Origin of the sequence: Paractinoplanes ferrugineus, assembly GCF_016862195.1 — a bacterium.
Taxonomy (GTDB): Bacteria; Actinomycetota; Actinomycetes; order Mycobacteriales; family Micromonosporaceae; genus Actinoplanes; species Actinoplanes ferrugineus.
Window position 1 is genome coordinate 59181 of sequence record NZ_BOMM01000001.1, and the last position, 23353, is coordinate 82533.

At 70.7% G+C, this 23353-nt stretch carries 17 protein-coding genes; 11 read left to right on the forward strand and 6 right to left on the reverse strand.

What is annotated here, in order from left to right; all coding sequences use genetic code 11:
* The first annotated feature begins 11 nt into the window (after positions 1-11).
* Positions 12-968, forward strand: a complete 957-nt coding sequence (locus Afe05nite_RS00265) for a serine/threonine-protein kinase (protein WP_203814856.1) — start codon at positions 12-14, stop codon at positions 966-968.
* On the opposite strand, the gene Afe05nite_RS00270 is transcribed toward Afe05nite_RS00265, so the two are convergent.
* From Afe05nite_RS00270 to Afe05nite_RS00280, 3 genes are all read right to left on the reverse strand, one after another.
* On the reverse strand, positions 945-2951 hold the full coding sequence (locus Afe05nite_RS00270) for an acetyl/propionyl/methylcrotonyl-CoA carboxylase subunit alpha (RefSeq protein ID WP_203814857.1): 2007 nt from the start codon (positions 2949-2951) through the stop codon (positions 945-947). The two genes, Afe05nite_RS00265 and Afe05nite_RS00270, sit on opposite strands and share 24 nt — an antisense overlap.
* Complete coding sequence (locus Afe05nite_RS00275; RefSeq protein ID WP_203814858.1) at positions 2948-4213, reverse strand: carboxyl transferase domain-containing protein; 1266 nt, start codon at positions 4211-4213, stop codon at positions 2948-2950. Before Afe05nite_RS00275 ends, Afe05nite_RS00270 begins: the two co-directional genes overlap by 4 nt.
* Positions 4214-4407: 194 nt before the next feature.
* Complete coding sequence (locus Afe05nite_RS00280; protein WP_020515203.1) at positions 4408-5085, reverse strand: Crp/Fnr family transcriptional regulator; 678 nt, start codon at positions 5083-5085, stop codon at positions 4408-4410.
* 205 nt (positions 5086-5290) lie between these two features.
* Here Afe05nite_RS00280 and Afe05nite_RS00285 point away from each other — a divergent pair, with 205 nt between their 5' ends.
* From Afe05nite_RS00285 to Afe05nite_RS00305, 5 genes are read left to right on the forward strand one after another with little or no spacing between them, the layout of a single operon-like run.
* Positions 5291-6475, forward strand: coding sequence for a CapA family protein (locus Afe05nite_RS00285; RefSeq protein WP_203814859.1), 1185 nt, complete (start codon positions 5291-5293; stop codon positions 6473-6475).
* 36 nt (positions 6476-6511) lie between these two features.
* Complete coding sequence (gene nth / locus Afe05nite_RS00290) at positions 6512-7318, forward strand: endonuclease III (RefSeq protein WP_275407432.1); 807 nt, start codon at positions 6512-6514, stop codon at positions 7316-7318.
* Positions 7315-7848, forward strand: a complete 534-nt coding sequence (locus tag Afe05nite_RS00295) for a TlpA family protein disulfide reductase (protein WP_203814860.1) — start codon at positions 7315-7317, stop codon at positions 7846-7848. Before nth ends, Afe05nite_RS00295 begins: the two co-directional genes overlap by 4 nt.
* Positions 7849-7870: 22 nt before the next feature.
* Positions 7871-8581 (forward strand): NUDIX hydrolase, encoded by a 711-nt coding sequence (locus Afe05nite_RS00300; protein WP_203814861.1) that lies wholly within the window; start codon positions 7871-7873, stop codon positions 8579-8581.
* A gap of 34 nt (positions 8582-8615) precedes the next feature.
* Complete coding sequence (locus tag Afe05nite_RS00305) at positions 8616-9794, forward strand: MarP family serine protease (protein WP_203814862.1); 1179 nt, start codon at positions 8616-8618, stop codon at positions 9792-9794.
* Positions 9795-10669: 875 nt separating this feature from the next.
* Here Afe05nite_RS00305 and mycP read toward each other — a convergent pair.
* Positions 10670-11944, reverse strand: a complete 1275-nt coding sequence (gene mycP, locus Afe05nite_RS00310) for a type VII secretion-associated serine protease mycosin (protein WP_203814863.1) — start codon at positions 11942-11944, stop codon at positions 10670-10672.
* Positions 11945-12109: 165 nt separating this feature from the next.
* On the reverse strand, positions 12110-16090 hold the full coding sequence (eccCa, locus tag Afe05nite_RS00315) for a type VII secretion protein EccCa (RefSeq protein ID WP_203814864.1): 3981 nt from the start codon (positions 16088-16090) through the stop codon (positions 12110-12112).
* Positions 16091-16242: 152 nt separating this feature from the next.
* Between eccCa and eccD the strand changes: the two genes are divergently transcribed.
* A complete protein-coding gene (eccD, locus tag Afe05nite_RS00320) occupies positions 16243-17673 on the forward strand; it encodes a type VII secretion integral membrane protein EccD (protein WP_203814865.1) in 1431 nt (476 codons plus the stop codon).
* A gap of 61 nt (positions 17674-17734) precedes the next feature.
* On the opposite strand, the gene Afe05nite_RS00325 is transcribed toward eccD, so the two are convergent.
* The gene (locus tag Afe05nite_RS00325) at positions 17735-18232 is read right to left on the reverse strand and encodes an inorganic diphosphatase (protein WP_203814866.1); all 498 of its coding nucleotides are present in this window, start codon (positions 18230-18232) and stop codon (positions 17735-17737) included.
* 897 nt (positions 18233-19129) lie between these two features.
* Between Afe05nite_RS00325 and dacB the strand changes: the two genes are divergently transcribed.
* From dacB to hpt, 4 genes are all read left to right on the forward strand, one after another.
* Positions 19130-20476 carry a D-alanyl-D-alanine carboxypeptidase/D-alanyl-D-alanine endopeptidase gene (gene dacB, locus Afe05nite_RS00330; RefSeq protein WP_239117439.1) on the forward strand — a complete coding sequence of 449 codons (1347 nt, stop codon included), beginning with the start codon at positions 19130-19132 and terminating at the stop codon, positions 20474-20476.
* Between the two features lie 51 nt (positions 20477-20527).
* Complete coding sequence (locus Afe05nite_RS00335) at positions 20528-21589, forward strand: zinc-dependent metalloprotease (RefSeq protein WP_203814868.1); 1062 nt, start codon at positions 20528-20530, stop codon at positions 21587-21589.
* The gene (gene tilS / locus Afe05nite_RS00340) at positions 21590-22543 is read left to right on the forward strand and encodes a tRNA lysidine(34) synthetase TilS (protein WP_203814869.1); all 954 of its coding nucleotides are present in this window, start codon (positions 21590-21592) and stop codon (positions 22541-22543) included. It begins immediately after the preceding gene.
* A 136-nt stretch (positions 22544-22679) separates the two neighbouring features.
* A complete protein-coding gene (hpt, locus tag Afe05nite_RS00345) occupies positions 22680-23255 on the forward strand; it encodes a hypoxanthine phosphoribosyltransferase (RefSeq protein ID WP_203814870.1) in 576 nt (191 codons plus the stop codon).
* Positions 23256-23353 lie beyond the last annotated feature (98 nt).

The window sequence follows — 23353 nt, forward strand, 5'->3', positions numbered from 1 at the left end:
AGTTCTGTGGCATGACGGAGACCCCGCCAGGACGACTGCCGACCCCCTACGTGCCGGGGATGTCGGGTTTGTCAGTCATGGCGCGGGGTGGACACGCAACTGTCTATCGCGCCACCCAGGATTCGGTCGGCCGTGAGGTCGCCATCAAGATGGAGAACCGCCGCCTGGAGAGCAACCGTGACCAGGCGCGGTTCCTGCGGGAGGCGCGGGCGGCCGGCAAGATGTCGTCGCACCCGCACGTGGTCGACCTGTTCGACGTGGGTGTCACCGTCGACCAGCACCCCTACCTGATCATGGAGCTCTGCGACGGGTCATACCTGGATCGCATGCGCGTCTCGCCGCTCGGCGCGGCCGAGGCCCGTGATCTCGGCATGAAGATCGCCGACGCGCTGGTGCACTCGCACGCCAACGGGGTGCTGCACCGCGACGTCAAGCCGGCCAACATCCTCTACTCGCACTTCAATTCGGCCGTGCTCGCCGACTTCGGCCTGGCCGTACTGGGCGAGATGCGCGACTCGTCGGTAAACCTCGAGGTGCTGACCCCGGCCTACGCTCCGCCCGAGTCGTTCCGGCACGACAGCCCGTCACCGGCGGTCGACGTCTACGCGCTCTCCGCCACCCTCTACGCGGTGATGCGGGGCCACCCGCCGCGCTGGGACACCGACCGCAGCCCCAGCCTGATCACCCTGCTGGACCTCTTCCACCGGCACATTCCCGATCTGCCGGGGGTGCCGCCGGAGCTGATCCAGGTCCTGCGCTACGGCATGGACAACGACCCGGCGTCCCGCCCGACCGCCGAGCAGCTCTACGAACTGCTCGCCAAGGTCGACCTGGACGGCTCGAGCCGGCCCTGGACGCCACCGCCACCCCGCTATGGACACGGTGACGACACGCCGACGGTGCGTCACCAGTTGAAACAGCCGAAGAAGCGGTGGTTCCACGGCCTACTCGGGATCCAGAACCGCTAGCAACTCGCCGGTGTTCACCTCGGCCCCCGGGTGCACCGGCAGCGAGGCCACCACCCCGGCGCTCGGCGCGTGCACCGGGTGCTCCAGCTTCATCGCCTCCAGCGTCAGCAGCAGCTCGCCCGCGCGCACCCGCTGACCGGGCACGACAAGCACGCGGCGGACCGCGCCGGGCAGCGGGGCGATCAGCGAGCCCTCGGCCGCCTCCGGGGCCGGCAGCGGGAAGCGGGACAGCTCACGCAACGCCACCGAGCCCTCCGGGCTGTCCACGTAGGACACTTCGCCGACCCGGTGCACGTTGAAGGTCAACCGGATGCCGTTGACGTCGAGCACCACCCGCTCGTCACTGGCTACCACCACCACGGTTCGCGGGTGATCGTCGAGCACCGGGGCCTGACCGAGGCCGGCCAGGTCGAGCTCCTCCGGGTCCACGGCGCGCACCCACCAGCCGGACAGCTCACCGAAACGGTTCATCCGGTAACCGACCTCGACCGGGCCGGCCGGACCGTCGTAGACCGCGGTCTGCGAGCCGGACGGGACGTTGCGCCAGCCCGACGGGAGCGAGGCGAGCACGGCGGCGGTCGCGCGCCGTCCGGCCGCACCGGCGAGTGCGGCGGCAAGGCAGGAGATGCGTACGGCGTCGACCGCCGACAGCAGCGGCGCGAACACCTCGGGCCGCCGGTCGAGGAAGTTGGTGTCCAGGTCGCCGCTGCGGAACGAGTGGTGGCGCAGCACCCGGACCAGCAGATCCCGGTTGGTGGCCACGCCGTGCAGCTGGGTGCGGGTCAGCGCCGAGGCCAGCATCCGGGCCGCCTCCTGCCGGGTCGGCGCCCACGCGATCAGCTTGGCCAGGGTCGGGTCGGGGTGCACGCCGACCATCGAGCCGTCCTCCACCCCGGCGTCCAGGCGCAGGCCCGGCTGGGGGAGCGGGCGGAACTCGGCGGCCACGTCGGGGACGGCGAAACGGTGCAGCGTGCCGGAGGCGGGCAGCCAGGCGTACGCCGGGTCCTCGGCGCAGACGCGTACCTCGATGGCATGCCCGCGGATCGGTGGCGGCCCCGGCATCGGCAGGACGCCGCCCTCGGCCACCAGCAGTTGCAGGCGCACCAGGTCGTAGCCGGAGACGCACTCGGTGACCGCGTGCTCGGCCTGCAGGGTGGGGGTGAGTTCGAGGAACCAGAAGTCGCCCTCGGCGTCGAGCAGGAACTCGACCGCACCGGCACCGACGTAGCCGATCGTGCGGACCGCCACGATCGCCGCCCGGCACAGCTCCTCGCGCAGTCCCGGGTCGACCGCCGGGGACGGGGTCTCCTCGATGATCTGCTGGTAGCGGCGCTGCACCGAGCACTCCCGCTCGCCGAACGGCACGATCGAACCGTGCCCGTCGGACAGGATCGGGATCTCGATGTGCCGGACGTCCTCGACGTACGGCTCGCAGTAGACGTCCCCGCCGACCTCACGCCGGGTCGAGGCGACCGCCTCGGCGAGCGTGGTCGCGTCCCGCACCACCCGCATGCCGGCCCCGCCGCTGCCGGCGTCCGGCTTGATCAGCACCGGGAAGTCGGGCACCTTCGCCGGATCGGTGTACGTCGGCAGCACCGGTACCCGGGCCTCGGCGACCAGCGCCTTGGTGGCGCTCTTGCTGCGCAGCGTGCCGAGGGTCTCGGCGGGCGCGCCGACCCAGATCATCCCGGCCTCGGCGACGGCGGCCGCGAAGTCGGGATCCTCGGCCAGCCGGCCGTTTCCCGGGTGGATCGCGTTGGCGCCGGTTCGCTGCGCGGCCTTGATGATCAGGTCGCCGCGGAGGTATGCGGCGGCCGGGACGCCACCGTCCAGCCGGACCGCGTAGTCCGCCTCGCCGACGTGCGGCGCGTCGGAATCGGCGTCGGAGTAGACGGCGACCGTTTCGATGCCGACCAGGCGGCAGGTGGCGAACACCCGGCGGGCGATCTCCCCACGGTCTGCCACCAACAGGCGTCGGATCACTGGTCAACCTTTCCGGATCGGAACACCCCGACGTGCCCGGCGCCCTCGACGACCGCGCTGTGCACAGCGGAGAGGCAGAGACCGAGGACGGTACGGGTGTCGCGGGGGTCGATGACACCGTCGTCGTCACGACCGACCGGCGCGTCGGCCGGCCAGCTGAACACGAAGCGGGGGTCGCCGGTGCGGCCGGTGTCGAGGGCGAGGTGCGGCACGGTGGAGTGGGCCAGCGCCTCGGTCTCGGCCGGGCCGAACTGGGCGGTCAGGAACACCAGGGCGGTGTCGGTGGCATTGGCGAGCTGAATGAAGTGGATGGCTTTCTGCGACTCGGCCGGGGAATGCGGGGCGCCGGTGCCGGCAAGCACCCCCACCGGATAGCCGTGCAGCTCGCCCCAGCCCGTGAGCAGTGCACTGCCCTGGGCCGGCTTGAACTCGTCGAAGTCGCTGCCGTCCAGGATCCGGGCGAGGATCTCGCGGGGGTCCTGGTCCTTGAGGCCGACGATCGACAGCAGATCCTCGGGGTCGTACTTGGGTGTCGCGGGCAGGAACGTACGCGGCTGCGGACCACGCTTACGCCAGTTGAGCCGCCGGACACACTGGCGGGCGAGGCGCAGGCCGTCCCGCTCGTCCTCGGCCAGCTGATCGGCCGGGCCGGTGCGGCCGGCGGTCATCCGCACCGTGATCGTGTAGTCGGACAGCTCGGGCAGGAGTGCGGCCTCACCGCTGATCGGCCCGAAGACCACGCAGAACGACGGCACCCGGTCGGCGGCGAGCCGGCCGAGGTCGCGGGCCAGGCCGCCACCGGGCTGCGGGCCGCCCTCGACCGGTTCGGCGGCCGATTCGACCAGATTTATCAGGGGCAGCCGGTTGGTCGCGGCGATCCGGGCGGCCCGGCGGATCTTCTCGATCGGGTACGGGTCGACCGGGTTCCGCGGCAGCGTCGGGTCGGTCGCGATGATCATGCATTCGACGCCCTCGACCACGCCGATGCCGGTGACCACGCCCGCGCCGACCGCGAACTCGGTGCCCCAGGCCGCTGCCGGGGACAGCTCGAGAAACGGGCTGTCCTGGTCGAGCAACATCTCGACGCGTTCCCGAGGCAACAACTTGCCGCGGGCATGATGCCTGGTCACAGCCTTCTCGCCGCCGCCGGCCCGAGCCTCGTCGAGCGCCGCTTCCAGCTTGCCGAGCCGTTCCAGGGCGACGCCGCGGCTCTCCAGGTAGGCAGGGGTGCGCGGGTCGATCGCCGTGTCGAGCACGGTCACGACGGGACCCCGTAGCGCCTTACGCCCCCTGTGTTCAAAGCCGCGCCCTCTCCGTGTTCGCCGGTGCCTCTCGACCACCTCCGTAACGAGCGGCCGAGCAGGTGCGACACGGATCTGAATGCGGCGGCTTCATCGCCTTTTCGGGCGTAAAAGGGCCGTTTGCGGTACCGCGCCCGCAAACGGCCTCTGGAGGATCAGACTCGAGCGCGTCGCGCGAGGCGCTCCGGGTCCAGGATGATCACGCTCTTGCCGTCCAGGCGGAGCCAGGCGCGTGAGGCGAAGTCGGCGAGCGCCTTGTTGACCGTCTCGCGGGAAGCGCCGACCAGCTGGGCCAGCTCCTCCTGGGTGAGGTCGTGAGTGACGCGCAACACACCGCCGTCGCGGGTGCCGAAGCGGCCGGCCATCTGGAGCAGGTTCTTGGCGACGCGGCCGGGCACGTCGGTGAAGATCAGGTCGGCCAGGGCGTCGTTGGTGCGACGCAGCCGGCGAGCGAGAACCCGCAGCAGCTGCTCGGCGATCTCCGGGCGGTTGTTCAGCCACGGGCGCAGCGACGTCTTCTTGAGCCGAGCGAGCCGAGCGTCGGTCACTGCGGTCGCGGTGGCCGTGCGGGGCCCGGGGTCGAACAGGGACAGCTCGCCGACCATGTCGGACGGGCCCATGATCGAAACCAGGTTCTGCCGGCCGTCCGCGGCGCGGCGGCCCAGCTTGATCTTGCCGGACAGCACGATGTACAGGCTGTCACCGGCCTCGCCCTCGTTGAACAGGACGTCGCCCTTGCGGACTTCGACCGTGTCCATCTCCTTGGCGAGCGCCTCGGCGGCTTCCGGGTCAACGCCCTGGAAGATCCCGCTCCGCGCCAGCACCTCATCCATCGCCGCACCTCCGAACACGCGCAACACCTGCGCTCGATCAGTCTAGGCGCACGCGGGCGGGAATCGGGCAGGCACCCCTTGATCCAGATACCGCAGGGTAACCAATCCGACCGTGACGGGCCGTGTTTTTCATCGGTCCGGTTGGACTGATACAGGCCTTTAGTCGGTTCGTCCGCGTTGCCACCTGAAGGTATCGTCGCCGTCGATGAATTCCCACCCCCCTGCACCGCGTCCGGGCCTTTTCGGCAGGCCTGTCCTCACTGTCACGATTGTCCTGGCCGCCCTGCTGGGGGTCGGTGCCGGAACTGTCGCGTTCGCGAATAGCGGGGGCGACCCGAAACCGCAATGGCAGGCCGCTTCGGTCGGCCCGACAAAGGCGACGAGTTCCGCAAAGCCCTCTAAAACGGAATCGGCGCAGGTCGACACGATCACGCTTTCCGCCACCGGCGACATCATGATGAGCAACGCACCCGGCAAGATGCCGCCCGACGACGGTGCCGGCTTCTTCGACTCGGTGACGGAAGGCCTCAAGTCCGACGTCGTGATGGGCAACCTCGAGCAGCCGCTCACCGACGACACCGGCGCCTCCAAGTGCGGCTCGCCGCCCTCGCCCAACTGCTTCGCGTTCCGCTCCCCGCCGTCCTACGCCAAGCACCTCAAGGACGCCGGGTTCCAGCTGATGAACCTCGCCAACAACCACACCAAGGACTTCGGCACGGCCGGCGCGAAGAACACCCGGGCCGCCCTCGACGACGCCGGCCTCAAATACACCGGCAACCTCGACGAGATCACCGTCGTGCAGAGCAAGGGCGTCAAGGTCGCGGTCGTCGGCTTCTCCGGGTACGCGGGCGCCAACAACCTCAACGACCTCGCCCACTCCCGGGCCGTCGTCGAAAAGGCCAAGCAGCAGGCCGACCTGGTCGTCGTGCAGGTGCACATGGGGGCCGAAGGCGCCACGATGCAGCACGTCAAGCCGGGCAGCGAACTGTTCCACGGAGAGAACCGGGGCGACCCGATCAAGTTCAGTCACACGGTCATCGACGCCGGTGCCGACCTGGTCGTCGGGCACAGTCCACACGTGCTGCGGGGCATGGAGTTCTACAAGGGCAAGCTGATCGCGTACAGCCTCGGCAACTTCGCCGGTGGGGGGAAGACGCTCTCCAGCACCGGTGTGCTGAAGTACGGCGGGATCCTGCGCGTCGAACTGACCAAGGACGGCACCTATGCCGGCGGAGAGTTCCTTTCGACGTACATGAGTTCTGTCGGCCTCCCGACCCGGGACACCTCGCAGGAGATGGGCCGCAAGCTGGTGGCGCAGCTCAGCCAGGCGGACTTCGGCGACACCGCGGCGGAGATCGGTGCGGACGGGTCGATCCGGGCCCGTGCGTGACGCGAACCTGTCGTACCCGCGACGTACTCTTTACCGGTGACTCAGCAGGTGGTGCCATCGGCGAAGCGCTTCGCGCGGGAGACGCCGATCGGGCGTAAACGACGCGCCCGCAAGATGGCCAAGGTCTTGGCCGAGACGCACCCCGACGCGCATTGCGAGCTCGACTTCACCACCCCGCTGGAGTTGGCGGTCGCCACCATCCTCTCGGCGCAGACCACCGACGTGCGGGTGAACCAGGTGACGCCGACGTTGTTCAAGCGCTACGTGACGGCCGCTGATTACGCCGCCGCCGACCGGGCCGAGATGGAGGAGCTGCTGCGTCCGACCGGCTTCTTCCGGGCCAAGACCGACTCGCTGATCAAACTGGGTCACGCGCTCCTCGACAAACACGACGGCGTGCTTCCCGGCAAGCTCGACGAGCTGGTCGCCTTGCCTGGCATCGGCCGCAAGACGGCGAACGTGATCCTCGGCAACGCGTTCGGCGTTCCCGGTCTCACCGTCGACACCCACTTCCGCCGGCTGACCAACCGCTTCGGCTGGGTGCTGGAGGAAGACCCGGTGAAGATCGAGTTCCTGGTCGCCGACCTCATCGAGAAACGCGACTGGACCATGCTGTCGCACCGGGTGATCTTCCACGGTCGCCGGGTCTGCCACGCCCGCAAGCCCGCTTGCGGCGCCTGCACGCTGGCCGCCATGTGCCCCTCCTACGGCACCGGCCCGACCGAGCCGGCAGCCGCCGCCAAGCTGCTCAAGGGCCCCCGCGCCCGGGAGCTGGCCGTCGCCGCCGGCGTCGACCCCGAACTGGTTCCGGCCGCCGCGGTCGCCGCGCCGGAGGAGCCGTGAGACGGCTCCTCTGCCTTTTCGCTGTCCTGCCCCTGTTGTCGGGTGCCTGCTCCGCCTCCCCCAAGACGCCCTCGCCCTTCGCCGGCTGTGATTTCGGCCGGGCCGCGACCGCCAACACGTTGCCCGATCTCGAGCTGCCCTGCTTCACCGGCGAGGAAAAGGTGTCGCTGCGCTCGCTGCGAGGGCCGGCCGTGATCAACCTCTGGGCCTCGTGGTGCACGCCGTGCCGCGAGGAGTTGCCGGTCATGCAGCGACTGGCCGACACCGCCGGGGACAAGCTCACCGTCCTGGGCGTCGACACCGGCGACAGCCGCGAGGCGGGCGCGTCGTTCGCCACCGCCAAAGCCGTATCCTTCCCGACGCTGTTCGACGAGAACAAAAAGCTGGTTAACGCGGTCGGCGGCATCAACCTCCCGGTCACCGTCTTCATCGACGCGGCCGGAAAGACATATGTCAACCTGCTGCCGCTGGACGCCGCCAAACTGACCGCCATGGTCAAGGAGCACACCGGCGTGGCGGTGGCACTGTGAGCGCGCGAACCGAGGTGGCCCGGTGACCGAGGGACGGTTGCTCGCCCGGCCCGATGGGCTGCCGTCCTGGTTCGAACCGTTGCTGAGCCGGGTCGGCACCTGCCGCACCGAAGACTTCACCGCCCTGCGCCCACCGGTCGACGGCGGCCGGCCGAGCGCGGTCCTGGTGCTGCTCGGCGCGGACCCGTCCGGCGACCCCGACCTGCTCGTGCTGCAGCGTGCCGCAACCATGCGCAACCACGCCGGCCAGCCCGCCTTCCCCGGCGGCGGCACCGACCCGGGCGACGTGGACGCCGTCGCCACCGCCCTGCGCGAGGCTGCCGAGGAGGTCGGCCTCGACCCGGCCAGTGCCGAGCCGCTCGCCCTGCTGCCCGACCTCTACATCCCGATCAGCTCGTTCGTGGTGACGCCGGTGCTCGCCTGGTGGCGGCAACCGCACCCGGTGAGCCCCCGGCAGCCGGCCGAGGTGGCACATGTCGCCCGGTTACCGATAAGTGAACTCGTCGACCCGGCGAACCGTATTCGGGTGCGACATCCCAGTGGCTGGGTCGGACCGGCGTTCCAGGTTCGCGGTCTGCTGGTCTGGGGCTTCACGGCAGGAGTGATCTCGGCGTTGCTCGACATGGGTGGCTGGACACGGTCGTGGCAACCGGGTCGCATAGTGGAATTGCCGGCGGCAGCCGTACCGGTACCAGCCGCGCGAGGCGGCGCACCCGACGAGGTTCTGCCATGATCCTGCATTGGCTCGCCGTCGCTACGCTGAGTGGGTGCCCGTGGTCGATGTCATCCTGATCGTGCTGATGCTGGTCTTCGCGATCAGTGGTTACCGTCAGGGCTTCGTCATCGGGGCGCTGTCCTTCGGCGGCTTCTTCAGCGGCGTGCTCATCGGCCTGCAGATCGGCCCGCTCATCGCGGAAAACTTCGCCGACCCGACGGCCCGCCTCGTCGTCTCCCTCGGCATGATCTTCGCGCTGGCCGTGCTCGGGCAGACCCTGGCCGGCTGGCTCGGCACCCACCTGCGCCGGCAGATCTCCAGCCGGCCGCTGCAACGCGTCGACGACGCCGGCGGCGCGGTGATCTCCCTGCTGGCCGTGCTCGTCGTGGCGTCGCTGATCGCGGTGCCGCTCGGCTCCACCCCGTTCGAAGGGCTCAACCGCGAGGTCCGCAACAGCGCGATCCTGCGCGGGCTCGACGGCCTGATGCCCGACCAGGCCCAGGCGCTGTCCTCGGCGCTGCGCAACACCCTCGACACCAACGGCTTCCCCGACGTGTTCGGCGGACTCGCGCCGACCCGGACCAAAAACGTCGCGGCGCCCGACCCCAAGCTCAGGAACTCCCAGATCGTCCAGAAATCGCAGAGCTCGGTCATCAAGGTGCTCGGCACCGCGCCCAGCTGCTCGCGGCGCATCGAGGGCTCCGGCTTCGTCTACGCCACCGAACGGGTGATGACCAACGCGCACGTCGTGGCCGGCACCCGCGACGTCAAGGTCGAAGCGAACGGCGACACCCTCAACGGCAAAGTCGTGGTGTACGACCCGGAGCGCGACCTGGCCGTGGTCTACGTTCCCGGCCTGCGCGCCCCGATCATGCCGTTCGTCTCCAAGCAGGCCGGCAGCGGCGCCAGCGGCATCGTCCTCGGCTACCCCCAGGACGGCCCCTACGACGCCCAGTCCGCCCGGGTCAGCGACGTCGGCAACATCACCGGCCCCGACATCTACGACTCCGGCGACGTCACCCGCGAGATCTACACGATCCGCTCCCTGGTCCGCAGCGGCAACTCCGGCGGCCCCCTGATCACCCCGAACGGCCAGGTGCTCGGCGTAATCTTCGCCGCCGCCGCCGACGACAAAAACACCGGCTTCGCGCTGACCGCCAAGGAAGCCGCCCCGGTCGCCAGCGAGGGCATCCAACGCACCAGAGGCGTCTCCACCTCCGAGTGCGCCTGACCCCGCCCCAGCCCACCCACCGCCTCACCCCGCCGCGCTCCGCGCCTCACCCCGCCGCGCATCGCGCCTCACCACCGCCGCTCCGCGCCTCACCCCACCGGTTCCGCCCCGATGTCGGGCCGCCCCGACGTCGGGCCGCCCCGTGCTGGGTCTTCCCGCGAGCGGCCCGGCCGCCGTGTCGCCCCCGGGCTTCACCGGTCCCGCTTGGGTTTGTGGCCACGCTGCGTCGCCCGCGCCGCGGCCTGCTCTACGCCGCCCGCCCTGACGCAAAGCGCGCTCCGTATCGCTCCGCACTGCGTCGATCCCGCGTCGTGCTGTGGCTGACCCCCGCGTCGGGCGGTGCCGCGTCGGGGGGTGCCGCGTCGTGTGGTGCTGCGTCGATCCCGCGGCGTGCCGGACAGCATCGACCCTGGGGCTCTCCGGGCCGGCGGCGTGCTGAACGCGCCGTCCCATATCGAATCGGCTTCGGGCCGCGTCAGTTCGCCCGCTGGTGGGTGCGCCCGGGACACCAGGAGGGCGATACGCGTGAAATGCGCCAATATCGAATGGTCGCCCGGGATGCGCTCCGAGTCGGCCAGGCCCCTTTCACTGAAGAAGGGGCCTCGAAGTGCAGTGGATACCCGTCGTCAGTGAAAAGGGGGTCACGTGCCACGCGCGGAGGGGAGCGTCTGCTTCCCGCGGAGAAAAAAGATGATTTGTCGGCCACGGCCTGACGCTGCAAGGGCCCACGAGCCCACGGGCCCACGAGCCCACGGGCCTGACGGCCACGCCGGCGCGGCGGGCAGGACGGGCGCGGCGGGCGGTGACGGGGCGGTGACGGGGGCGGCGGGCGCGGCAGCGCAACTGGGGCGGCGGGCGCGGGCGGCGGGTGAAGGTCAGGTGGTGTGGGCGAAGCGGCGGACGGTGAGCATGGCGGTTACGGCGGAGATCAGCAGCAAGAGGGCGGCCAGCCACCAGGCCTTGTGCTGTGGGGGCGGGGCCAGGGAGGTCGGTGAGGCGGCCTGGCCGGCGGCCACTGGTTTTTCGGCGGGCTCGTTCCAGCCGTCGGGGGCGGACTGGGCCTGGCCGGGGGTGGGGGCGCTGCCGAAGCGGGCGATGCCCGGGGAGGGGGAGTTGTCCAGGGGGTTGTCGGAGGCGGCGGGGACGTCGGCGGTCAGGGCGCCGGTCGGGTTGACTTCGCCGAAACCGAAGGTGGCGTCGCGGCCGGGTGGGCCGAGCTCCCTGGCGGTGCGGATGATTCGGTTGATCACTTCGCCGGCCGGCATGTTGGGCCAGCGGGAGCGGATCAGCGCGGCGGTGGCGGCCACCATCGGGGAGGCGAAGCTGGTGCCCTGGACTTTCCAGTAGTCGCCGCCGGCACGGGCGCCGACCAGTTGGGTGGCGGGGGCGGTGACCACTGTTTCCTTGCCGGTGATCGAGCCGCCCCAGAGCGCGTTGTTGTCCTTGTCCATGCCGGCCACGGCGAGCACGCCGGGCTCGCGAGCGGGGTACCACACGTCGGTGTCGGACGAGGCGCTCGTGTTTCCGGTGCAGGCCACCACCACGACGTCTTTTGCGAACGCGTAGTCGATGGCGGCGGCCAGGGTGGCGCTGCTGCCGTTGCCGCCGAGCGACAGGTTGATCACCTTGGCGCCGTGGTCGACCGCCCAGCGGACGCCCTTGGCCACGATGATCGCGTCGTTGTAGCGGTTCTCCTCGTCGAGCACGCGGACCGGCAGGATCTTGGCCTTGGGGGCGATGCCAATGACGCCTGTGGTGTCGTCACCGCGGCCCGCGATGATCGCGGAGACCGTGGTGCCGTGGCCGACCAGGTCGGTGTCGCCGTCGCCCTTGCTGTCGACCAGGTCCAGGCCGGGAAGCACCTGGCCCTGCAGGTCGGGGTGGGTGGAGTCGACCCCGGAGTCGATGACCGCGACGGTGACGCCGGTGCCGTTCGCATAGGTCCACGCGCCGGTCACGTCGAGCGCCTTCAGGTACCACTGGTCGTCGCGGACCTGGTCGCCGACAAGCGGGTTGACCGGCTCGGCCACCGGGGACGGCGTGGCCAGGGCTGGTGCGGCCGGTGCGCTCAAGCCGATGAATCCGGCGAGGGCGGCCGCGACCAGGCGGCGTGGAGTCAGCAACCGGCACCGCCGACAGGTACGCACCATCGCGCCCTGACGGGCTCGAAACGCACGCTCGCCGCACTCATCGCTGAAGCCGCACTCATCGCCAATCCAATCCCGGACAGTCGATGCAGATTACTCCGAAACCGCGTCGCGTTGGTGGGGCCGGTCGATCCATATCGCACTGTGAGTCTGTCAAATCTGTCGCTTCTACGCGTATGGCGGGAGGTGCGCCAGTTGGACGAGGCGAACCCCTTCACGGCGGGTGACCAGACGGCCACGACCCGGTGGCATCAGGGTGGGCCGGACCGTTCCTAGCAAAGCGCCCTCATCGGACGGACCGGACATCACCAGGCCGGGCGCCGACAGTTCCCGCAGCGGCTGGATCACCGGATCGAACATGGCGCGGCTGGAGCCACCGGCCCGCCGGGTGAGGATCAGGTGCAGGCCGATGTCGCGGGCCTGGGAAAGGTATTCGAGCAGCGGCGTCAGCGGGTTGGTCGGCCCGGCCACCACCGTGTCGTAGTCGTCGACCAGCACGAACAGCTCCGGGCCGGTCCACCAGGAACGGTCGCGCATCTGCTGGGCGGTCACGTCGGCGGGCGGCAGGCGGCGCTCCATGTAGCCCGCCACCGACTCCATCAACTCGAGCGTCTTCTGCGCCGCGATGCCGTAGCCGATGCGGTGTTCCGACTCGGGCAGGTCCATCAGCCCGCGCCGGTAGTCGACCAGGATGATCCGGGCCTCGTCGGGCGCGAACCGCCGGATGATCGTGGTGGCGAGGCCCCGGAGGAACGAGGTCTTGCCGCACTCGGAGTCACCGAAGAGCAGGAAGTGCGGTTCGGTCGCGAAGTCGAGTTCGACCTGCCCGAGGTCGGCCTCGGAGATGCCGATCGGAATGCGCAGGCCGCTGCTGCGGCTGAGGTCCATCTCCGCGTACGGGACGGAGGCCGGCAACATGCGTACGCGTGGGGCGAGCGGACCGGTCCAGTTGGTGGCGATCGCCTTGACCAGCGCGTTGGTGTCGGCCATCGTGCTCAGTTCGGGACGCACCGTCAGCAGGTGCAGGAACTTGTTCTTGTCGGTCGGGTGGTCGGTGATGCCGCGGCCCGGTTTCTCCGGCACGCTCATCGCGGCCCGCCGGTTGACCGCCGAGTCGCTCGGGTCGCCCAGTCGCAGCTCGAGCCGGGAGCCGAACAGGTCCCGGATCGCCGGGCGGAAGTCCATCCAGCGCGAGGTCGCGGCGACCACGTGGATGCCGTACGACAGGCCGCGGGTGGCGAGGTCGGTGATGACCCCTTCCAGCTCCTCGTATTCCTTACGCAGCGTCGACCAGCCGTCGACCACCAGGAACACGTCGCCGAACGGGTCGCCGTCGGCCGCGTTGCCACCCAGGTCGGCCGCGTTGGCCCGGCGCCGCCTGTAGGACGCCATCGAGTCGATGCCCATCGTGGCGAACCGGGTCTCGCGCTCGGTGAGCAGAGTGGAGATCTCGCCGACCGTACGCCGCACGCCGACCGTGTCGAGCCGGCCCGAGACCCCGCCGACGTGCGGCAGGTCGCGCAGCGTGCCGAGTGAGCCGCCGCCGAAGTCGAGGCAGTAGACCTGCACCTCGGCCGGGGTGTGGGTGAGTGCGAGTCCGCAGATCATCGACCGCAACGCCGTCGACTTTCCGGACAGAGTGGACCCGACCACGGCCACGTGACCGGCTGAGCCGCCCAGTTGCAGCCACTGCACGTCACGCAGCTGCTCGCGGGGCTTGTCGACCATCGCGATCGGCACCTGGAGCGCACCGTGCAGTTCCGGGTTGGCGAACGCCAGGCCGCGAGCCGGGTCGGCGACCACCGGGCCGAGCAACTCGTCGAGGGCGGCCGACTGGTTGAGCGGCGGCAGCCACACCTGGTGCGCCGGCGGACCCTGGCCGTTGACCCGGTCGACAAGCACGTCGAGCACGCTCTGGCCGGTCTGGTTCTCGTCCGGCTCGGGCTTCACCGGCTTGGCCGGCTTGGGGGCCGGGAGATAGCGGGTGGAGTATTCGAGCACCTGCGGCACCGCTCCCGCACCGCCCGCCGCCGCGCCGGCCCCGGCCTTGCGCACCGGACCCGACACGTACGCCGCCTTGAAGCGCAGCAGCGGCTCGGTGCCGAACTTGAGGTAGCCGTGCCCGGGTGAACGAGGCAGTTCGTAGGCGTCCGGGACGCCCAGCACCGCGCGCGATTCCAGGGCCGAGAAGGTACGCAGGCCGATCCGATAGGACAGGTGGGTGTCGAGCCCGCGCAGCCGGCCCTCCTCCAGCCGCTGGCTGGCCAGCAGCAGGTGCACCCCGAGCGAGCGGCCGAGCCGTCCGATCTGGACGAACAGGTCGATGAAGTCGGGCTTGGCGCTCAGCAGCTCGGAGAACTCGTCACAGATCACCAGCAGCGACGGCATCGGGGGCAGGGCGGCCCCGCCGGCGCGGGCCTTCTCGTAGTCGCGCAGGCTCGCGTAGTTGCCGGCCTTGCGCAGCAGTTCCTGCCGGCGGATCAGCTCGCCGTCGATCGCGTCGACCATGCGGTCGACCAGCACCAGCTCGTCGGCCAGGTTGGTGATCACGGCGGCGGTGTGCGGCAGCCGGTCGAGCGACGAGAAGGTGGCGCCACCCTTGAAGTCGATGAGCACGAAGTTGAGCGTCTCCGACGAGTGGGTCGCGGCCAGCGCCATCACCAGGGTGCGCAGCAGCTCCGACTTGCCCGAGCCGGTCGCGCCGATCAGCAGGCCGTGCGGGCCCATGCCGTCCTGCGCCGACTCCTTGAGGTCGAGCTCGACCTGGCTGCCGTCGCCGCCCACCCCGATCGGCACCCGCAGCTTGTCGCGGTTGGGCCGCGGCAACCAGCTCCGCGCCACGCTGAACGTCTCGGGATCGCCCAGGTTGAGCAGCTCGGGCAGGCCCATCTCGGCGGCCAGCGGGGTGTCCGACGACTTGGACATCGCGGCCAGCCGCAGCGGGGCCAGCCGGCGGGCCACCGCTTCCGCCTGCGGAACGCTGAGCTGGTCGGGCGTGCCGACCTCGGCCTCGTGGTCCATCGCGTAGGTGTTCAGCACCCGCCGGCCGCCGTGCTGGGCGACCTCGAGCACCAGCAGCGAACGGTCGAGCAGGCGCGGCGGCTGTTCGTCGAGGTCGAGCACGGTGACGCCGTCGATGCCGTCGTCGAGCTGAGTGGCGCCCTGCAGGTTGATGCCGTCGAGCACGATCACCACGTGCGGTGACTGGGTGCCGGCCCCGGCCGAGTTGAACCGCGGCCGGTTGCCGATCACGTCCTCGAGCAGCTTCTCCAGGTCGGGGCCGGTGCTGGCGACCAGCCGAACGTGGCCCAGCGCGTCGGTGCGGGACGGGTGCAGGTTGTGCGGGAGCCACTTGACCCACTCCCATTCGGCCCGCCGGTCCCGGCCGGCGCAGATCGCGATGATCATGTCGTCGGGGGCGTGGAAGGTGGCGAGCTGGCAGACCACGGCCCGGGTCAGCGCGCGCGCCTCGGACTCGCCGTGGGTGCCGGCGCCGCGCAGGAAGACCCGCGCGAAACCGCGCAGCGACGCGGCCACCGGCAGGTCGGGCACCACCGAATAGGCGTCGAGGAAGCGGCGCAGCGCCCCCGCGGTCATCGGTTCGAGCTCGTCGAGCGGCCGGGTCACCGGCGGGATCAGCGGCGTGGCCAGGGTCTGCGGTCCGACCGCGAGGCGCACCACGCCGAAATCGGGGTCGGCCGGGCGACGCTCCCACACCCGGTGGCTGCTCGCGGTGGACCACAGCTGGGTGGGCTCGGGGTGCCGGTAGAGCAGACCGACGCGTTGCCTCGTGGCCGTCTCGCGCACGCGTTTGCGCAGGCCGGAAAGGTGCCGCAGGTATTCGCGGCGGGCCGCCATCATCTCCGCCTTCTTGGGCGAGCCGGAGGCGCCGAAACTGGTGGTGAGCATCGCGATCGAGGAGATGCCGAACAGCCCACCGACCACATAGGAGTACGCACCGCCGCGGCCCTGACCCATCATCATGGCCATCGCCACCGAGCCGCCAAGCATCGGCAGCGCCATCATCGCCTGCTGCCAGCGCCCGCCCGCCTGCTGCGGGATCTCCGGCGGCGGCTCGACGGCGATCTCCCCGGTCGGGATCTCGGGCGCCGGGCGGCGCGCCGACCGTTTGATCACCACCGTGCTCATGCCTGGAACATCCCTTTCCCCGTGCGCCGTCCGTCACCGGACATCGCTAAGCGCCCATGGTAGGTAAAGTGCGAGCGGTTCCGCAGCCTTGTCGCCATCGATGGGAAAAGAGTCATGACCCGCGCGTTTCACTCCATTGTGGTGAGCACGGCGTGAGCCTCGGCCTTGCCCGGATCACCATCAGCGCACCTCACCGCCGGGTCGACGTCGCGCTTCCGGAGCATGTCGCGCTGGCCGAGCTGCTGCCCGAGGTGCTGCGGCACGCCGGCGAGGGACTCGCCGACGACGGCGAGAAACACGGTGGGTGGGTGCTGCGGCGCACCGACGGGGTCGCGCTCTCCACGTCCCAAGGGCTTTTCCCCCAGGGTGTACGGGACGGGGAAGTGCTCCACCTGGTGCCGGCGCACAACGACTGGCCCGAGTTGGAGTACGACGACGTCGTCGAGGCGATCGCCGCCGGGGCCCGCCGCCGGGGCAGCGCCTGGACGCCCTCGTCGACCCGCACCGCCACCCTCTCGGCGGCCGGTGTGCTCCTGCTGCTCGGCCTGATCGCGGTGCTGCTCGCCGGGCCGGCCTGGAACGCCGGGGCCATTGCCGGGCTCACCACCGCGGTCGTGCTCGCGCTGGCCGGGGTGACCGCCTCCCGGGCCTATGGCGACGCCCGGGCCGGTGCCGCCCTCGGTGCCTATGCGATGCCCTACGCGTTCGCCGGGGCCGCCGTCCTGGTCGGGTCGAACGACCGGGTCGGGGTGCTCCCGGCGATTCCCTGGCTCGGCGACTCCGAACTGCTCGCGGGCTCGGTCGCGCTGCTGATCGCGGCCGCCCTCGGCGGCGTCGGGGTGGCCGCTTCGATGCGCCTGTTCACGGCCGGCGCGGTGACCGGGCTGCTGGCCGCTCTCACCGCGCTGGTCAGCATGTTCACCACGGCTGCCGGGGCCGCGGCGGTGCTGCTCTCGGTGCTGGTCTGTGGCATCGGCGCGTTGCCGTTGCTGGCCATCCGCTTCGGCAAGATGCCCACGCCGCCGGTCACGTTGCCGACCGGCACCGACGCCTCGGCCGGCTTCACCGGTGCCGGCACCACTTTGGACGCCGCCCGCGAACGGCCGGACCGGGCGACCGTCTTCGCCGCCGTCACCCGCACCGAGGAACTGCTGGCCGGCATGCTGCTCGGCCACACCGTGCTGGCCGCCTGCGCGTTCGCCGTGCTGGCCGCGGCCGGCACGCTCTCCGCCCGCATCCTGGCCGCGGTGGCGGCGGCCTCCCTGCTGCTGCGGTCCCGGCTCTTCGTCACTCTCCGGCAGCGGGTTCCGCTCGTCATCGGCGGCCTGAGCGGGGTCTTCTTCCTCGGCGTCGACCTGCTGCTGCGCGCCGACGGTCCGGTTCTGCTCACGATCGTGGGCAGCGCCGTCGTGCTGGCCATCGTCACGATCACCGCCGGGGCCACCTATTCGCGGAAACCGCCGTCGCCCTATCTGGGCCGCGCCGCCGACCTCTTCGACACTCTCGTCGTGGTTTCGGTGATTCCGGTGGCATGCGCGGTGATCGGTCTCTACGACGCGGTCGGCGACATCTCCATTTCATAAACGAAAACGCGGACGGCCAAAGGCCGCCCGCGTTATTCGAAATCGGCGGGGATGTTCGGGGTCAGTGCTCGTTGTCCTCGAGCGTCTCGGCGCGTTTGAACGACGCCCGGATCTCTTCCTCGGCCTCGACCCGGCCGACCCAGGTCGCGCCCTCGACCGACTTGCCCGGCTCCAGGTCCTTGTAGACCGTGAAGAAGTGCTGGATCTCCATCCGGTCGAACTCGCCCAGGTGGTGGATGTCGCGCAGGTGCTCCTGGCGCGGGTCCTCGAAGGGCACGCAGAGGACTTTGTCGTCGCGGCCCTTCTCGTCACTCATCCGGAACATGCCGATCGCCCGGGCCCGGATCAGGCAGCCTGGGAACGTCGGCTCCTGCACCAGGACCAGGGCGTCCAGCGGGTCGCCGTCCTGCCCGAGGGTGCCCTCGATGAAGCCGTAGTCGGCCGGGTACTGGGTCGCGGTGAAAAGGGTCCGGTCGAGCCGGATGCGACCCGTCTTGTGGTCCACCTCGTACTTGTTGCGCTGGCCCTTGGGGATCTCAACCAGAACGTCGAAATCCATGATTAGCTCCCTTGACTCGCCCACCGAAAATGCCGGCCACTATGACGGGAACCGGGACAGGAATCATCGCCTGCCTGATCCGCGCGCAACGATGTGCCGGATGTCGCTAGTCTCCCCTAAGTCTCACGCGGCGGAAGAGGAGGGGCGCGTGGGGAGGCAAGATTCACACAACAAGCCCGCTCGCCAGGGCACGCCCGAGCCGCTTCATGCCGGAAGGAAACGGTAACCCACCCACCCGCCGTCGGAGCGACCCTTCCGGATGTTCGGTGCGCGGGCATCGTCCGCCGGGGTGGAATGCGAATCCGTCCGGTGGTCGCGCGATTGGCCATGGTCCTGGGCTGAATGGTGGGTCACCCGCTTGGCATGGCGCGGCGAGCGATGCTGAGATGCCGGTGCGGGGACGGCGTCCCCGGTCGGATGACCGGCAAGTACGAACTTGGTTGGACGAAACGGGCGGAAAATCAACTGATGCGACCCGAGAACCCCGGCGCGAACCGGCCGGACCCCGCCACCCCGCGTGCCGGCAACGCCGGCCGGGCCCGGGTGCCTGCCCACCCCGGGTCGGAAACCGGACAGCCTCCGCTGCCGGCCACCGGCCCGTGGGCCGCCCCACCGGCCGCCCCGCTGACTTCTCCATCGGATGCCCCCCTGACTGCCCCACCGGCTGGCCCATCGGCCGGCTCGTCGGGCTGGGCTGGTGCCGATCGGCGGGCGGCCGAGGTGCGAGGCCTGGGTGAGCCGGGTGGAGCCGGTGGGTTCGGAGCGTTCGCGGCCGGGCCGGGCCGGGCCGGCGCTACGGCCGTGGGCAGCGACGGCGGCCGGCCTGAGCGCCACGGGAGTGTCGGTCGATCCCGTACTGATAAAAGGCGTCGGTGGATCGCCTGGCTCGCGGTCGCGGTGGTCCTGGTTCTGGGGCTTGGGGTCGTCGCGGTGGTGCGGCCGGGGCCGGTCGACCGGATGCTCGGGGGTGGGGCGGCGCCCAGCGGGGCGGCGGTGTCCCGCACGCCGGATCCGACGCCGTCGGCGGTGCTCGCGCCGGCCGGGGCGGTGGGGACGGCACCGGATCCGTGGAAGGTCAAGGCCGCGCTCGACCCGCTGATGACGTCGGTGGCGCTGGGCACCGAGGTGCATGCGTCGGTCATCGACGCGGCCTCGGGGAAAGTGCTCTATGAACGGAACGCCGACGTTCCGGCGACGCCCGCCTCGACCACCAAGCTGCTGACCGCGGCGACCGTGCTCGCGGCCCGGGGGCCGGCCTATCGGCTCACGACGCGGGCCGTGGCCGGGAGTGCCGGTGAGGTCGTGCTGGTCGGGGGTGGTGATCCGACGCTGTCGGTCGATGCCAAGGCGCTGTTCCCGGGCGCGGCTCGGCTCGATGAGCTCGCCACCCAGGTGAAGAAGTCGCTCGCCGGGGTCGCGCCGACCCGGGTCATCGTGGACACGACGCTGTTCAGCGGGCCGGAGACGGCCAGCGGGTGGGCGCCCGACGACATCTCGCCGCTCGGGCAGGTGGCCCGGATCCAGCCGTTGATGACCAACGGGGGCCGGATCAAGCCGGTGCACAACGAGCACGGCGGGGATCCGCGTTATCCCGATCCGGCGATCGGGGCGGGCAAGGCGTTCGCGAAGATGCTGGGGGTCACGACGGTCGTGCGTGGCCGGGCGCCGGCCGGCGCCCGGGAACTCGGGGCGGTGCAGTCGCCGCCGCTGGTGCAGATCACCGACTGGATGCTCGAGCAGAGCGACAACACCATCGCCGACGTACTGGCCCGGCAGGTGGCGATCGCCGCCGGCAAGCCGGCGACCTTCGACGGGGCCACCGAGGCGATCATCGCCAAGCTCCGGGACCTGGGCCTACCGAATGACGAGGCGGACCTGTACGACGGCAGTGGACTCTCCCGGCACAACGGGATCAGTCCGGCGCTGCTCACCCACCTGCTCACGCTCGCGGCCGGCGGGCAGCAGCCGGCCCTCACCGGGATCTTCGGTGGGCTACCGGTGGCGGGATGGTCCGGAACGCTCGAGGACCGGTTCGCCGCGCCCAAGCCCAACCAGGTCGCCCGGGGCCTGGTCCGGGCCAAGACGGGCACGCTGAGCGGGGTCAACACGATGGCCGGTCAGGTGCTCACGGCGGACGGCCGGCTGCTGGTCTTCGCGATGATGGCGAGCGGGTCGGCGAACGCCTACACGGCCAAGGCGGCCCTGGACCGGGTTCCGGCGCGTCTGGTGCAGTGCGGCTGCTAGTCAGGGTTTCACCGGAGTACGGGGTCGATTCCCGCGGGTACGGTGGGTGGCATGGCGCAGTTCGTTGACTGGGACCTGGCCGCCGCAACCGCGGGCGCGCTGTCCAAATCCGGCCCGGCGGTTTCCTACGACGATGCGATGCAGGTGGTGTCCGAGCTGCGGGCGCTCACCGACGAGGCGGCCGGTCACGTGACCGCCTACACCGGCCTGAGTCCGCAGGTCGAGGTGCCACCGGTGCGAGTGGTCGACCGCAAGGACTGGGCCGCGGTCAACATCACCGGGCTCAAGCAGGTGATCATCCCGCTGGTGTCCCGGCTCTCCGGCGACAAGCCGCCGAGCGGCCTGGCCGACGCGATCGGCTCGCGGGTCACCGGTGTGCAGGCCGGCACGATCCTGGCCTACCTTTCCGGCCGCGTGCTCGGGCAATACGAGGTGTTCTCCGGCAACCCGGGCCAGCTGCTGCTGAACGCGCCCAACATCGTCGAGGTGGAGCGCAAGCTCGGCGCCGACTCCCGCGACTTCCGGCTGTGGGTCTGCCTGCACGAGGTCACCCACCGCGTCCAGTTCACCGCCGTGCCCTGGATGCGTGGCTATTTCCTGGGTGAGGTGCAGGCGTTCGTCGACGCGTCGCAGAGCGGGGAGCACATCCTCGAGCGGCTTCGCCGCGGCGTCGCCACCCTCTCCGACGCGCTGCGCGACCCGGACAGCCGGTCCTCGGTCATCGACATCGTGCAGACCCCGGCGCAGAAGGCCGTGCTCGACCGGCTCACCGCGCTGATGACGCTGCTCGAGGGGCACGCCGAGTTCGTGATGGACGGCGTCGGCCCCGAGGTGATCCCCTCGGTCGAGTCGATCCGGTCCAAGTTCAACCGGCGCCGCGAAAGCGGCAACCCGCTGGAGAAGGCGATCCGGCGGCTGCTCGGCATCGAGGTCAAGATGCGGCAGTACGCGGAGGGCCGCAAGTTCGTGCACGGTGTCGTGGAGCGGGTCGGCATGGCGGGCTTCAACAAGGTCTTCGACTCGCCGCTGACCCTGCCCCGGCTCGACGAGCTCGGCGACCCGGACGCCTGGGTGACCCGCGTGCACGGGCCGCAGCCGGCGATCGGGGGGTAGGTGGCGCGGATCCCGCCGTCGGTGGCGGCGATTCGAACTGCCGTCCGGCGGGCTCTGCCGCCGGGGTTGGTCCTGGTCGCCTGCTCCGGCGGGGCGGATTCGCTGGCCCTTGCCGCGGCCGCCCGCTTCGTCGGGTCGTCGGTCGGTCTGGTCACCGTCGATCACGGGCTGCAGGAGGGCTCGGCCCGGCGGGCGCTCGACGTCGCGGCCTGGGGCCGCTCGATCGGGCTCGACCCGGTCGAGGTGGCGACCGTCTCGGTGACCGGGCTGCCGGGTGGGCCCGAAGCGGCTGCTCGCACCGCTCGCTATGGCGCGCTGTCCGCCGTCGCGTCCCGGGTCGGGGCGGCCGCGGTGCTGCTCGGGCACACTCGCGACGATCAGGCCGAGACCGTCCTGCTCGCCCTGGCCCGGGGTGCCGGGACCCGGGGGCTCTCCGGCATGCCGCGGCAGAAGGGGATCTTCGGCCGGCCGCTGCTGGACGTGGCACGGGCCGACACCCGCAAGGCGTGCGCCGCGCTCGGCCTGGTGCCGTGGGAGGACCCGCACAACTCGGATCCGGCGTACGCCCGGTCTCGGGTGCGATGGGCGGCGCTGCCCGCGCTGGTCGAGGCGCTCGGGCCGGCCGTGGTGGCCAACCTGGCGCGCTCGGCGGAGCAGATCGCCGCCGACAACGCGACGCTCGACGCTCTCGCCGCGGCGGCGCTGGACGCGGCGTACACCGCTGATCGTGCCCTTGATCTCGGGGTTCTGGCGGCCCTGGCACCGGCGATCCGGACTCGGGTCCTGCACTCGTGGGCCAAGGTGCTCGGGGCCGGCGGGGCGGCGCTGTCGCATCGGCACGTCGAAGCCCTCGACGCGTTCGTCACCAACTGGCGGGGGCAGGGCCCGGTGAGTCTTCCCGGCGGGATCCGGGTCGCCCGAGTGCGCGAAGAACTCGTTCGAGTGCCTGACTGACCTGTGAGAGTTGTCACTCGGAGTGTTCGCTGCACCGGGCAAGACGGGCGGAACGGGCACTTTCCTCTGGTTTCTTCACTCTCCGAACGCTGCCCCGTGCGACGGTCGGCAACCTTGATGCGGCAGTCTTAGCCCCATGGCTGACGGCTCCTGGTATGACGCCGACATCGATCACGTAATCATTTCTGAGGAGCAGATCCGGGAGAAGGTCGCCGAACTGGCGAAGCAGGTCTCCGCGGACCACGTCGAGGCCGAGAACGGCATTCTTCTGGTCTGCGTGCTCAAGGGTGCGGTCATGTTCATGGCCGACTTCGCCCGTGCACTGGGCAACTTCGGACCGTCCACCGAGATGGAGTTCATGGCGGTCTCCTCCTACGGGCAGGGGACGACCTCCTCCGGGGTGGTGCGCATCCTCAAGGATCTCGACCGGGACATCACCGGCCGGCACGTGCTCATCGTCGAGGACATCGTCGACTCCGGCCTGACCCTGTCTTGGCTGATGAAATACCTGCAGTCACGGCAGCCGGCCAGCGTCGAGGTGGTGGCGCTGTTCCGCAAGCCGGACGCGGTGAAGGTGCAGGTCCCGGTGAAGTACGTGGGCTTCGACATCCCGAACGAGTTCGTCGTGGGCTACGGCCTGGACTTCGCTGAGCGCTACCGAGAGCTGCCCTACGTGGGTGTCTTGCGGCCTGAGGTGTACGCCCGTAGCTGAACCGCTTTCTCAGCCTCTTCTCAGAATTCGTCTTTATGGGTGGATTTGGCATGAAAGCGGGCTGAACGGGCGGACGTTTGCTGGTGTGCGTGCACCGG